This is a genomic window from Sphingopyxis sp. UBA6723 (assembly GCF_002454115.1).
Taxonomy (GTDB): Bacteria; Pseudomonadota; Alphaproteobacteria; order Sphingomonadales; family Sphingomonadaceae; genus Sphingopyxis.
Window position 1 is genome coordinate 186,641 of the sequence record NZ_DKIH01000006.1, and the last position, 12,803, is coordinate 199,443.

Annotated in this window: 11 protein-coding genes; 6 read left to right on the forward strand and 5 right to left on the reverse strand. The window is 62.6% G+C overall.

Annotated elements, in window-relative coordinates; genetic code table 11:
* Window positions 1–87 precede the first annotated feature (87 nt).
* Window positions 88–1,392, reverse strand: coding sequence for a hypothetical protein (locus B4F07_RS04490; RefSeq protein ID WP_293702316.1), 1,305 nt, complete (start codon window positions 1,390–1,392; stop codon window positions 88–90).
* Complete coding sequence (locus B4F07_RS04495; RefSeq protein WP_293702319.1) at window positions 1,389–2,129, reverse strand: GntR family transcriptional regulator; 741 nt, start codon at window positions 2,127–2,129, stop codon at window positions 1,389–1,391. Before B4F07_RS04495 ends, B4F07_RS04490 begins: the two co-directional genes overlap by 4 nt.
* Before the next feature lie 132 nt (window positions 2,130–2,261).
* On the opposite strand from B4F07_RS04495, the gene B4F07_RS04500 reads away from it, so the two are divergent.
* Window positions 2,262–3,266, forward strand: a complete 1,005-nt coding sequence (locus tag B4F07_RS04500; RefSeq protein ID WP_293702322.1) for a serine hydrolase domain-containing protein — start codon at window positions 2,262–2,264, stop codon at window positions 3,264–3,266.
* 168 nt (window positions 3,267–3,434) lie between these two features.
* On the opposite strand, the gene B4F07_RS04505 is transcribed toward B4F07_RS04500, so the two are convergent.
* Window positions 3,435–4,505 carry a CaiB/BaiF CoA transferase family protein gene (locus B4F07_RS04505; RefSeq protein WP_414711724.1) on the reverse strand — a complete coding sequence of 357 codons (1,071 nt, stop codon included), beginning with the start codon at window positions 4,503–4,505 and terminating at the stop codon, window positions 3,435–3,437.
* On the opposite strand from B4F07_RS04505, the gene B4F07_RS17440 reads away from it, so the two are divergent.
* From B4F07_RS17440 to B4F07_RS04525, 5 genes are all read left to right on the forward strand, one after another.
* Entirely contained in the window at window positions 4,425–4,652 is a 228-nt protein-coding gene (locus B4F07_RS17440; protein WP_414711726.1) for a hypothetical protein, read from the forward strand. The genes B4F07_RS04505 and B4F07_RS17440 overlap by 81 nt on opposite strands.
* A gap of 87 nt (window positions 4,653–4,739) precedes the next feature.
* Window positions 4,740–5,918 carry an iron-containing alcohol dehydrogenase gene (locus B4F07_RS04510; RefSeq protein WP_293702328.1) on the forward strand — a complete coding sequence of 393 codons (1,179 nt, stop codon included), beginning with the start codon at window positions 4,740–4,742 and terminating at the stop codon, window positions 5,916–5,918.
* A gap of 47 nt (window positions 5,919–5,965) precedes the next feature.
* Entirely contained in the window at window positions 5,966–7,600 is a 1,635-nt protein-coding gene (locus tag B4F07_RS04515) for an AMP-binding protein (RefSeq protein ID WP_293704558.1), read from the forward strand.
* Window positions 7,601–7,703: 103 nt separating this feature from the next.
* The gene (locus B4F07_RS04520; RefSeq protein ID WP_293702334.1) at window positions 7,704–9,659 is read left to right on the forward strand and encodes a flavin-containing monooxygenase; all 1,956 of its coding nucleotides are present in this window, start codon (window positions 7,704–7,706) and stop codon (window positions 9,657–9,659) included.
* Between the two features lie 21 nt (window positions 9,660–9,680).
* Window positions 9,681–10,655 (forward strand): NADPH:quinone oxidoreductase family protein, encoded by a 975-nt coding sequence (locus B4F07_RS04525; protein WP_293702337.1) that lies wholly within the window; start codon window positions 9,681–9,683, stop codon window positions 10,653–10,655.
* A 4-nt stretch (window positions 10,656–10,659) separates the two neighbouring features.
* Here B4F07_RS04525 and B4F07_RS04530 read toward each other — a convergent pair whose 3' ends face one another.
* Window positions 10,660–11,892, reverse strand: a complete 1,233-nt coding sequence (locus tag B4F07_RS04530) for a cytochrome P450 (RefSeq protein WP_293702340.1) — start codon at window positions 11,890–11,892, stop codon at window positions 10,660–10,662.
* Between the two features lie 18 nt (window positions 11,893–11,910).
* Window positions 11,911–12,801, reverse strand: a complete 891-nt coding sequence (locus B4F07_RS04535; protein ID WP_293702343.1) for an MBL fold metallo-hydrolase — start codon at window positions 12,799–12,801, stop codon at window positions 11,911–11,913.
* Between the last annotated feature and the right edge of the window lie 2 nt (window positions 12,802–12,803).

Genomic DNA, 12,803 nt, shown 5'->3' on the forward strand with positions numbered 1-12,803 from the left:
TTATCGCAATTATTATCGATAATTTTGTGCATAAGCGCGCACGAGTCAAGCCGGAAAAATGCGGCACCCGGCGCACCGTTTGGCGATTTAGGCGACGCTGGCGATCAGCAGGTCTCGAACGCCGCGCGCCGTAGCGGCAAGCGGTCCGGGCGCGACGGTCGACAGATCGTCGGTCGCGGCATGGTGATGACGATGGGCACCGAAAATGCCGGCATGGCGCGGGTAACCGGCCTTGATGACCTCGGAGAGTTCACCGGCAGTCCCTTCGGACGAGGGATAGGCCATCTCTAATCCGGGCTGGCCTTTGAATATGTGGCGGGCGCGCTCGACGAATCCGGGCGAGGTCATCAAAAAGCGATAGGGATCGGCGCTCGGTAGCGGCAGCAGGCGCCCCGGCGTTTCCTGATAATCGCGCGTCGCGGCATTGGCGCCAAGATGCAGCCAGAAAGCGGTATCGCCTGTCGGCGGGCCGACCTTTTCGACGATATGGCTTGCGCCGAGATTTTCATATTCATGCCCGCTGTTGCAGACAAAGAGCAGGCTGTGCTGCGGGAAGGCGCGCGGTATCCAGTCGGCGAGCGCGAGCCAGATCGCGATGCCAGGCCCCCGCTCCCCCGCGCAATCGGTCCAGCCCGAGCGCGGCGTCGAGACGACGAGCCAGGGGCGGCCCGGGAGAACGCGCCGACCGATCACATTCTGCGCCGCGCGCGTGCCGCCGCGACCGCGAAGCATCAGTTTCGCCGCGGCGCTGTGGCGCGCGGCCTCGATCACCGGCGCGGCAAGCCGCGGCGCGAGCAAGGCCAGCGGATTGTCAGAGGCAGGCCGATCGGCCGGCGCATTAAGGAGCAAGGCTTCGCCGGTCGGGCCGGTCGTAACGAGAATGACGGCGCTCGCACCGCGCGCCAGCGCATCGGCGAGCGGGTCGCGGACGGCGCGATCGACGAGGCTCGACCAGCGGCGATACGGCAAGCGCAGCACGGCGATCGCTCCGTCGAGGCGACCGGCGGCTTCGACAAGGCGCAGCGGGCCTTTGAGCCCGGTTTCGCCGGTCTCGATCGCCAGTGGCTGCGCCACGAGCGGCACCCCGAGATCCCCCAGAACGAGTTCGCAGCGCGAAGCCTCGAACCACGGCACATCGAACGTCTGGCGTTCGACCTCGAACCCGGCCGCAGTCAAGCGTTTGGCGGTCCAATCGGCGGTCCAGCCGTCGCCTGCCCCGCCCGATTGCTTGTTGCCAGCCTCGGCATAGCTTTTGACATCGGCGAACAATCGTTCGGGTCCGAGCATCGTCAAATCCCCCGATGCGCCCGCAGCGGGTCCGGCCTGCAACGCGATCGGCGCCGCGAGACCGGCCTTGAGGAGCGTGCGGCGGTCGCTTGGAAAACCGCTCATGTCGCTTTCGTACGACGACGACCCGGCTTGGGCTTTGCGTGGCGTGCCTTATATTCCTCGAGCGCGCGCCCGAAGCTGTCCTGTGTCACGCCGATCAAGGCACGCGCCACCGCATCGGCTGCGTCGCCGTTGCGCGCGACGATATGCCGACAAAGTTCGTCGTACAAAATGGCCGAGCGCTTCGCCGCCTCGTTGCCATGCGTCTCGATATAGCTGTCGGTATAGACATTGTGCTGCCAGCGCGCGAGCAGCGCGACCCGATCGAGAAGCTCGAGCGCGAGCGGCGCGTTGCTGCGTTTGGCGATAAAGCGACCGATGCGGTTCGAGACCTTGATATGCTCGAACGTGTTGTCGGTGCGCTGGGTGACATCCTTATATTCGACGAGCCGATGCATGAGTTCGCGCCCGTCGCGATCGGTCATTTCAGCGGCGGCCAGCCGGCAAACGACCCCGAACAGCGATTTCCACAGTTCATAGACCTCGTTCGCGGCATGCTCGTCGATGTCGATGACATAAGTGCCGCGCCACGGCACGACCTTGACGAGTCCGATGCGCGCGAGATGCCGGAACGCCTCGCGAACCGGGGCATGGCTCACCCCGAAGCGCGCGGCGATCTCGCGCTCGCGCAGCCACGATCCGGGCGGGATCCGCCATTCGACGATGTCGTCGGTCAACAGGCGCGCGATCACGCGGTCCTGCGTCGGCGCGCTGTCCTCTTCGGTTTTCGTCGCGGCCATGTCTCTCCGTTCGGCTTTCCATGATTTCGGCGCCATCCTAATCCGGCAAAGCGCGCGAGCAATCGATGATTGCGATTGAAATTATTATCGATAATATCAACAATGACAAGCATCAGAAACGGGAGCAGGATTTTGAAGCGCACCACCCTCCTTCTCGCTGCCGCCGTTGCGGCGGTCCCCGCGCTGGCGGCCGAACCTGCCCCGCTTCCCGGCTGTGCCGCAGCGATCGCCTATTCCGAAGCGCATAACGGCGTCGCGCTGCTGGTGCTCGAGGGCGGAAAGGTCCGCTGCCGGTCAGCCGATATCGCAACACCGCAGGAACTGTGGTCGGGCACCAAAAGCATCGTGGGGCTGATGGCGGCCGCTGCGGTGCAGGATGGGCTGTTGACGCTCGACGAGCAGGCATCGGACACGCTTGCCGAATGGAAAAACGATCGTGAAAAGGCGCAGATCACGCTTCGCCAGTTGCTTTCGATGACTGGCGGGCAGGCCTCGACCGTCGGCCGGCCCCAAGGCTATCTCGATTCGCTAAAGACTCCGCTCAGCGCGCTGCCGGGCAGCAAGTTCCAATATGGTCCGGCGCCGATGCAGATTTTCGGCGAGATCATGCTCCGCAAGCTCGTCGCCAAAGGCGAGGACGGCAATCCGCGCCTCTATATTGAGCGGCGTGTCCTCGGCCCGATCGGCGTGAACGTCGGGGGTTGGCGAAGCGGTCCCGATGGAGCGCCCCTGATGCCCCAAGGCCTTGTTCTCGCCGCAGAGGAGTGGGCGAAGATCGGAGAATTTGTCCGCACAGGCGGGCAGGTCGATGGCAAGCCGCTTGTCGATCGGGGGGCGCTCGCAGAGCTTTTCAAGGGAAGTGCCGCCAATCCGGCTTATGGGCTGACCTGGTGGCTGCCGCGCGCCACACCCGCCAAGGATGCCGTAACCGCCTCGACCGATATCACGGCCCACGCCGACATGCTCCCTGCTGATCTAGTCGTCGCCGCCGGCGCGGGCGAACAGCGACTTTATGTGATCCCTTCGAGGCGCTTCACCATTGTGCGGCAGGCGAAGCTCGATCTCGCAGCGCTGGCCACCGGCAGGAAGAGCGGCTGGTCCGATAGTCATTTCCTCGGCCTCGTTCTCTCCGACTAGCGGAAGGACCGCTTCGGCACTGCAAGGTCGGCCATCCCGTTCAAATCGGCGCGTTCCAGTTCGGCGCGAATAGGCTTAGACCGTCGCGTCCGATACGTCACGGCTTGCGCCCGCACCCAGCCATTGTGCAAGTTCGAACAGTCGCGTCCATATCGAACCTTCAAGGCGCTACCGCAGAACCCCCTCAACCTGCAGCGACCGGATCTCATCGGCCGTCACGGCCCAGCTCATCAAACTCTCGGAAATATCGCACTTCGAGACCACGGCGCTCGGTGTTCGGCTCGGTGACCGCGAAAATCTTGGAGCGGGCGCTGGCTGCAGTGACGAACCAGAATGCGCATGGACGTGTCGCACCCGATTTGCCGGGTGGTCGGCCGCCTCATGAAACGTCAGCACGGGGGAGACGCAGGCGTCCAGTTCATCGAAAATTGCGCGCCACTCGCGCTGCGGTCGCGACCGGAATAACGGCTCGATCTGGGCAATACGATCGGGCCAGACCGCGGGATTGAGATAGTCGTCAAAATGCTGCGGTTCGAGCCCAAGCCCCACCAAAAACGCATCATGGAAATTACGTTCGAGTGCGCCGACAGCCATGTGCCGACCATCGGCGGTTGCATAGCAGCGATAGAAATAGGCGCTGCCATCGAGCAGATTTTCGCCGCGGCCCTGATTCCATAGACCCATCTGCATCCAGCCTGCCATTTGGGTCAATAGAACTGAAATTCCGTCAACCATCGCCACGTCAAGAACCTGACCCCTACCTGATCGCTGCCGCTCGAGCAGCGCGGCGAGCACGCCCATGGCAAGAAATGTCCCGCCACCGCCAAAATTGCCGACGAGGTTGAGGGGTGGGGTTGGCGGCGCGTCGCTTGATCCCATCGGAAACAGCGCACCGGTTAGCGCGAGATAATTGATGTCATGTCCCGCGCGCGATGCCAGCGGCCCGGTTTGTCCCCAGCCGCTCATACGCGCGTAAATCAGTCGCTCATTCGTTTCGCAGAGCGTATCTGGTCCCAGCCCGAGACGCTCCATCACCCCCGGTCTATAGCCTTCGATGACGACGTCGGCCCGCGTCGCCAAATCGCGAACCAGCGCTGATCCCGCAGGCGACTTCAGATCGATCGCAACCGACCGTCGGTTGCGATAGAGAAAATCATATTGCGGATCGCCGCCCATTGGGCGCGCCGCACCGAACCGCTCGATCCGCAGGACGTCGGCGCCGAGGTCGGCGAGCAGCATCGCGCCGAACGGAGTTGGACCGAGCCCGGAAAATTCAAGAATGCGAATGTTTGCGATAGGCGGCTGCACGCCATTTTCCCGTTCGTTCATATTGACTTGGTTCCCCTCCAACAACTGTGCGCGGCCGACAACATTCTCATCAGTTGAAAAATATACTAGCCAGTATCTGCTTGTCCTGTCACTATCTGATTCACGAGTCCGGCACAGACTGGACGATTAAAGGAGAGTGAGACGATGGCTGAGATCACCCCAAGCGAATTGCGCTTTACCCGCACCGAACGCGTGACAATGGGCGTCCCGACCGCAGAGGCGATCGCTGACGAAGCGGGTAAAATGGGATGCAAAAAGGTCTTTCTGCTCGCTTCGTCGAGCCTGCGGGAAAATACCGATGAAATCCAAAAGATCGAAGCGGGTCTAGGCGCCCATCACGGCGGCACCTACAGCGGCATTGCGTCGCACGCGCCGCGCGCCGATGTGCTGAAAGCCGCCGATGCCGCCCGCGCCGTCGGCGCCGACCTGATTGTCTCCGTCGGCGGCGGTTCAGCGACCGACGCGGCCAAGATCGTCGCGCTGTTAATCAAGCATGATGTACGAAGCGTCGAAGCGTTCGAGCCGCTGCGTACATATGTCACGGACGCAGGCGAAGTGATCAACCCAATCACCGTCGGTCCCGACATTCCTGTTATTTGCGTTCCAACAACGCTGTCGGGCGGCGAGTTCAATGCGCTGTCGGGCGCTACCGACGAGGCGACCCAGCACAAGCAGGGCTATGAGCACCGCAACATGGCGCCGGTCATGGTCGTGCTCGATCCGTCGATCACGCGTCATACACCCGAATGGCTCTGGCTCTCCACGGGCGTTCGTTCGGTGGATCATGCGGTCGAGACCTTGTCGTCGTACCAGTCGAACGATTTCGCCGACGGACTGGCCGAAAGCGCACTACGGTTGCTGGTCGAGGGGTTGCCGCGGGTCAAAGCCGATCCCGGCGATCTGGAAGCGCGGCTGAAATGCCAGATCGGCGCCTGGCAATCGATGATCAGCATCATTGGCGGCGTGCCGATGGGGGCGAGTCATGCGATCGGCCACATCCTGGGCGGCACCTGCGACGTCCCGCATGGCTACACGTCGTGCGTCATGTCGCCTTATGTGCTGGCGTGGAACGCCGAGCATGACGCCAGCCGCCAGGCGCGCACACTGGCCGTATTCGGTGGCGAGCACGCGAGCGCTTCGGCCGCACTTGACGCGTTTATCTCCGGGCTGGGCATGCCGCGCCGACTGAGCGACGTCGGCGTCGATGCGTCGCGCTTTCAGCAGGTTGCCGAATACACGCTGCTCGACATCTGGGGCCGCACCAACCCCCGACCCGTTACCTCTGCCGCCGACATACTCGAAATCCTGCGCCGCGCTGCCTGACGACACGATCGACCATGGCCATAGCGACCGCAGATAAAGGAACGACCATGCCGAACGCCGCAAGATCGCGAGATTTTCAGGACCCGCGCATTCCCAATCGCGACGAATGCGTGTTGCGCTATCTACTCGACCGCTGGGCAGTCGAGCGCCCGAACAAGGCGCATGTCGTCTTTGCCGACGGCTCGGAATGGAGTTTCGCCGATATCCATGTGCGCGTTCGTGCCAAAGCCGCCGGGCTTCGCCAACTGGGCGTCCGGCAGGGCGAACATGTCGCGGTGTGGCTGCCCAATGGGCCCGACGCGCTGATCGCTTTTTATGCGATCAACTATCTCGGCGCCGTGTTTGTACCCTTCAACACGGCATACCGTGGTGGATTGCTCGAGCATGTGCTGGCGAACTCGTCCGCCCGGACCTTGCTCGTCCATCCCGACCTGGTCCCGCGTCTGGCGGAGGTCGATCTCGCCGGTCTTGAGCTGCTGGTTGTCACGACCGCAAACGTGGTGGCGGAAACGCCGCTCGCGTCGGTGCGGTTCGATGACGTGATCGGCGACCCATCTGATGAATTGCCGCTGGAACGCCCGATCGAGCCTTGGGATATTCAGTCGATCATCTACACCTCGGGGACGACTGGCCCTTCGAAAGGCGTTCTGTCCTCCTATCTCCACATGTTCTCGAACGCCGGGCCGGAAAGCTGGCCGATGGTCGGCGAGGACGACCGCTATATGTGCGTTGCGCCGATCTTTCATATCGGCGGCATGGGGCCACCCTTTGTGATGCTGGCACGGGGCGCTTCGGTTGCGATGATCGACAATTTTTCGACCGACGAATTCTGGTCGGTCGCCAAGCGCACCGGGGCGACGGTAGTCTTCCTGCTCGGTGTCATGGCGACCTTCCTGCTCAAGGCGCCGCCGTCGCCGCAGGACCGCGAACATGGCGTGCAAAAGGCTTTCATGGTGCCGCTGACCGGCGACGCGCCTGCCTTTACGGAGCGCTTCGGCATCGACATCTATACGATTTTCAACATGACCGAGATTTCGTCGCCCGTCGTGTCGGAGGCCAATCCGACGAAGATCGGAACCTGCGGCCGCGTCCGTTCCGGCGTCGACGTTCGTCTTGTTGACGGCAATGATTGCGAAGTCGCCGTCGGCGAAATCGGCGAGATGCTGGTTCGCACCGACCGGCCATGGGCTATGAACAGCGGCTATAACGCCAATCCCGAAGCGACCGCCGCCGCATGGCGCAACGGATGGTTTCATACCGGCGACGCTTTTCGGCGCGACGCGGACGGCTATTATTATTTTGTCGATCGGGTGAAGGATGCGATCCGCCGCCGCGGTGAAAACATCTCCTCCTTCGAAGTCGAGGCCGATGTCTGCCGCCACCCTGACGTGCGCGAAGCCGCCGCGATCGCGGTGCCGAGCGAATACTCGGAAGACGAGGTGATGGTCGTCGTCGCGCCCGTTCCCGGCCGGTCGATCGACTGCCGCGCGCTGGCCGAATTCCTGATAGAAACCATGCCCTATTTCATGGTCCCTCGGTATTTCCGGGTGTTGGACGAGCTCCCCAAGACGCCGTCGGCCAAGGTTTTGAAGACCGACCTCCGGCGCGAGGGCGTGACAGACGACACGTGGGACCGTGAAGCCGCGGGTCTGCGGGTTCGCCGCGAATCCTTCGCGCCATGAACCGCCTGTTTAATCCGACAGGTTCGGGCCGCCAACGCCGCCATTCCGGCGATAAGATAACTTCGCTCTCCCCTTTCTTCGCTTGCGCCAGGATATTTTCGACATGACCCACACCCTTGACCGGCCGATCGCTGCTGACCAGGTCGACTGGCAACTTCTGGCCTCGGGGATCGAGCAGGGAAATATCCCTGCCCTTCTGATGCTGCTTCACCAGATGACCGGCAAAACAAAATGGATCAAGGAGCCCTTTCTGCCGAAACGGGCGCCGGGACTCGATGACAATGATAGCGGTCAGCTGCCCGAGGATATCCAGCGCACGATACGCGACCACGCGCGTCAGGCGATCGAAGACTGGTTGACGGGCAAGCCGCTTGCCCTGCCCCAGCCCGACAACGCTCATCTGGCCAAGATGCTGAGCGTCGCGATGACCGAACATGTCCCCGAGGAATATGGCGATATTGTTGCTGCCGGCATGATGCCAGTGCCGGCCAAGCGCGACATACCTCCGCTGCTCAAGACGAAATCCGCCATCGTCATCGGCGCCGGGATATCGGGCATTTGCGCCGGAATCGAACTTCAGCGGCTGGGCATCGACTATGTCATCTTCGAGAAGAACGAGGATTTCGGCGGCACTTGGTTCGAGAATCGCTATCCCGGATGCGGGGTCGACACCCCCTCACTGACCTACACATTCTCGTGCCGTCCGAACGACTGGTCGAAATATTTCCCGCTACGCGACGAAATCGAAGACTATCTGCTCGACACCGCGCGCGAATATGGGCTCCCGGCCCGCGCGCAGTTCAAGTCGAAAGTCGAATCGGCGCGCTGGATCGACGACGCCGGTCAATGGGAGGTGATGGTGTCGAAGCCCGACGGCTCGACCGCCACGTACCGCGGCGACTATCTTTTCAGCGCCGTCGGCATTCTCAACATCCCGCAATATCCCAAAATCGAAGGCCTCGACTCCTTTTCAGGCGAGGTGATTCACACCAGTCGCTGGCCAAAGGACGTCAACCTGTCGGGCAAGCGCATCGCGGTGATCGGCAATGGCGCGTCGGGAATGCAGGTGGCCCCGGCGGTTGCCGACGAGGCCAGCGCGCTCACGCTGTTTGCACGGTCCAAACAATGGGCGGCGCCGTTCCCGCAATTCCGCAAGGACGTTCCCAACGGTGTACGCTACCTGATGCGGGCCGTGCCGCTTTACCGGGCGTGGCTGGAACAACGCTTGTCGTGGACGTTCAACGACCGCGTTCACGGCACGCTGCGCCGTGATCCCGAATGGCCGCATCCCGAGCGCGCGGTGAACGAGATCAACGACGGTCATCGTCGTCATTTCACTCGCTATGTTCATGAGCAGCTGGCCGATCGCCCGGAACTGATCGATGACGTGCTGCCCGACTATCCCCCCTTCGCCAAGCGGATGCTGCTCGACAATGGGTGGTATCGGACGCTCCGCAAGCCGAACGTCCGGCTGATCCCCGAACATCTGGCGCGCGTCGAAGGCAATCGGCTGATCTCGTCATCGGGGATCGAGGTCGAGGCCGATGTCATCATTCTTGCCACCGGATTCCAGACCACGAGAGTGCTTGGATCCTATGATGTCATCGGGCGCAACGGCCAGGTGCTGCGCGATCTGTGGGGTGAGGATGACGCCGCAGCCTATCTCGGCACCCTCGTGCCGGGCTTTCCCAATCTGTTCATCCTGCTCGGCCCCAATGTCGGGTCGGGTCACGGTGGCAGCATGATCCGCAATATCGAAAATCAGATGCATTTTGCCGGTGAAGTCGTGCTGGCAAGTGCCGCGCGCGGCGCCGACACAGTCGAGGTGAAAGAGGCCGTCTATCAGGACTATCGCCGCCAGATCGACGCAGCGCACGAGAAACTGGTGTGGACCCACCCCGGCACCGAAAACTGGTACCGCAATGCGAAGGGCCGCGTCATCGCGATCACGCCGTGGCGCAACGATGCCTTCTGGCGCATGACGCGCTCGCCGAAGGCCGACGATCTGGAGTTCGGCAATACTGCCAGCGACCGCCAGCCTCTCGCCGAGGCCGGTTGAGCGGCAGCGAGGTTAAACCGGATGAAAGCCTTTCAGGGACATCGCCTGGGCGCGGTTGAGGACTTCGCGCTCGAAGAACGATCGGCGGGCGCGCCGGGTGCGGGCGAAATCCTCCTGCGCGTCGAGGCGACATCATTGGGCTTTGTCGATGCGCTGGTGATGCGTGGTCTCTATCAGGCACAGCCGCCCCTTCCTTTCACGCCAGGCGGTGAAATCGTCGGCTGCATCGAAGCGCTGGGTGCGGGCGTGACGGGTTTTGTACCGGGCCAGCGTATCGCAAGCTGGCAATTCGGCGGCGGCCTCGCCGAGCAGGCGATCGTCCACGCGGCAAGCAGCGTGGCAGTTCCCGACACCCTTGAAGCGCCAGCTGCTTCGGCGCTGATCCTCGATTTCCTGACCGCGCACTACGGCCTGTTCGACCGCGGTCATTACCAGGCAAGCCAGTCGCTGCTCGTCACCGGCGCCTCCGGCGGCGTCGGATCGGCGGCGGTGCAACTCGCGCATGCTTGCGGTGGTGTCGTCATCGGGCTCGCGTCGGGCGAGGCCAAGATGCGCCATGTCGCGGCGCTCGGCGCGGACATGGTGCTCGACTATCGCGACCCTGACTGGCGCAAGCAGCTGAAGGTCCGATACCCCGCGGGGATCGACCGGGTCTTTGATCCCGTGGGTGGTCCGTTGTTCGAGCCCTGCTTCCGTTCGCTCGCCAAGCATGGGCGCCACCTCGTGGTCGGATTTGCATCGAGCGACGGCATTCCACAGCTCCCTGCCAATCTCCCACTGTTGAAGTCCGGCGAACTCGCGGGAGTCGATGCTCGCTATCTTGGCGAAAGCGATCCCGCGCGAGTGCGGGCCATATTGGGGATCATCTTCCGCCTTGCAGAACGCGGCCGGATCCAATCGTGGGTCGATCAGATTTTCCCGCTCGCCGAAGCCCCGGCAGCGTTCCGCGCGCTCGGCTCGGGCACGCGCATCGGCAAGATTGTCGTCACGCCCTAAGACGTCACCAGCGGGCGGGAAGCGTGCTCATGCCGCGAAACAAAAATCCGTCGCGCCAAGCCGGTGCATCGGTGTCGACCGTCATTCCCGGCAGCCGCGTCGCCAGTCTCTCAAACGCGATTCGCCCTTCCAGCCGCGCAAGTTCGGCGCCCACGCAGAAATGGATACCGCCACCAAAGCTGAGATGTCGCGCCGCATTGTCGCGCCCGATGTCGAAGCTGTCAGGATTATCGAACACGCGCGGGTCGCGATTTCCGGCGCCGATCAGGGTGAGGATCTTTTCGCCCTTCGCGATGGCCTCTCCCCGAACCTGCGTCGCGCGCAGCGCGGTGCGATAGGTGGCGATGAGCGAGCTTTCGTAGCGCAGCACCTCATCGACCGTCCCGGCGGCATAAGCCGCCGGATCGCCGACCAGACGTTGCCACTGATCAGGAAAGCGGCTGAAGCTGAGGAGGCCGTTGCCGATCATATGTGCGGTTGTCTCGAATCCGGCGCCGAACAATCCGATCGCTACAGTGACCAGCTCGTCGTGCGACAGCGCATCCTCCACCCCGCCCGCGTGAACCAGTGCGGTCGCGAGATCGTCCTGAGGCACGGCCTTGCGTTCGTTGAACAGCGACTCAAAGAAATTCTGCAACACCGCAATCTGCGTGTTCGCCGTCGCCAGTTCGGTATCGGTCAACGCGCGCGCTTCGAAAACGATGAAACTTTGCGCAATGGCATCAATGACCGCAGGCAGCCGATCGTCGTCGGGATCGATACCGAGCATATCGCACATGACGCGCACCGGCAGTTCATAGGCAAACCGGGCAATCAGGTCGCCGTGCCCGTCGCCCGCTAAGCCGTCGATCAACCGGTCGGCAATTTCACGAATCCGAGGCTCCATCGCGCGCACGCGCCTGGCAGTCAGCGCCCCCGTCACCAGCCCGCGCACCCGCGTGTGGCGCGGCGGGTCCTGCATCAGGAATACCTCGGACAGCCATTTGTAGCCGCGTTGTCCCATCACATCGAAATCGGGACCATAAAAGAGCCGAATGTTCTCGACAAAATCGCCCTGGCCGAAATCGTCGCGGTTCATGAGGACGGCGCGAACATCTTCGTGGCGGCTGACCACCCAATAGCCCAGATCGGAGCGATGGATTGGATCGTCTTCGCGCAATCGGGCGAAGGCGATGTACGGATCGGCCTTCAGCGCAACATCGTCGGGAGAAAAAGAAGGCACGCGGAGGTCGGTCACAAATCGTCTCCCTGAAAACTAGCGGTAGCGCGGCGCGAATGTCCCATCGTCACGGCGTTCGACAAACACCGAATGCGGGGCACCAAAATGCGCCGGTACGATCCGCGCGCCTTTTGCACTCGCACGATGAAGAATGCGCCTCCGCGTATCAGCGGCGGCGATCCGGTCTTCGCAATAGACGCTATTCCAGTCGGGGCGCGCAATCTGCATCGGGTGATGCAATATGTCACCGGTAAACAGCGCCGTTTCGCCGTCGTTCTCGACCTCCAGAACCATATGCCCCGGCGTGTGTCCTGGCGACGTCCAAGCGGTCATCCCCGGCGCGATCAGGGCGCCATCGTCGATCAGCTCGGCCAGCCCCGCATCGATGATCGGCTGAACGCTATCCTCGAACACATTGGCGTTCACACCCGCACCAGCGAGCGTCGCATACTGCGCCTTGGCCGGATTCCACGCCTCTTCATCGGCCCGCGGGAAATAGTAGCGCGCCTTGGGAAAGGTCGGCTGCCAGCCGCCATCGCGCCATTCGGTGTTCCACCCCACATGATCAACGTGCAGATGAGTACAAAAGACCTTGTCGATATCGCCCGGCGCGAAACCCGCCGCCGCAAGACCGTCCAGAAACGGGGTCGTCAGCTGACCGAAGATCGGGATACCGGGGCGGTCCTTGTCATTGCCCGCCCCGGTATCAACGATGATCCTCTCGCTACCGGTGTCGATCAGCCAGCTTTGCAGATAGCCATAAATCAGGCCTCCGCGAAAAAAGTCTGGTTCGAAATCCGCCACTTGCTGGTTGAACGCAGCATCCTCATACTCGGCGAAGAGTGCTTCGGCCGGACTGAAGCCGCCTTGCCACTCCTCCAAGCGATAAACCTGATAGCGGCCGATGGTGAAGGCTGCGTCCATCATGC

Excerpts from the sequence above, each read along its gene's own strand:
- B4F07_RS04490 (WP_293702316.1), bottom strand. The coding sequence starts at position 1,392 with ATGAGCGGTTTTCCAAGCGACCGCCGCACGCTCCTCAAGGCCGGTCTC.
- B4F07_RS04495 (WP_293702319.1), bottom strand. The coding sequence starts at position 2,129 with ATGGCCGCGACGAAAACCGAAGAGGACAGCGCGCCGACGCAGGACCGC.
- B4F07_RS04505 (WP_414711724.1), bottom strand. The coding sequence starts at position 4,505 with ATGCTGCTCGCCGACCTCGGCGCCGACGTCCTGCGGATCGAGCGGTTC.
- B4F07_RS04510 (WP_293702328.1), top strand. The coding sequence starts at position 4,740 with ATGGCTGAGATCACCCCAAGCGAATTGCGCTTTACCCGCACCGAACGC.
- B4F07_RS04515 (WP_293704558.1), top strand. The coding sequence starts at position 5,966 with ATGCCGAACGCCGCAAGATCGCGAGATTTTCAGGACCCGCGCATTCCC.
- B4F07_RS04520 (WP_293702334.1), top strand. The coding sequence starts at position 7,704 with ATGACCCACACCCTTGACCGGCCGATCGCTGCTGACCAGGTCGACTGG.
- B4F07_RS04525 (WP_293702337.1), top strand. The coding sequence starts at position 9,681 with ATGAAAGCCTTTCAGGGACATCGCCTGGGCGCGGTTGAGGACTTCGCG.
- B4F07_RS04535 (WP_293702343.1), bottom strand. The coding sequence starts at position 12,801 with ATGATGGACGCAGCCTTCACCATCGGCCGCTATCAGGTTTATCGCTTG.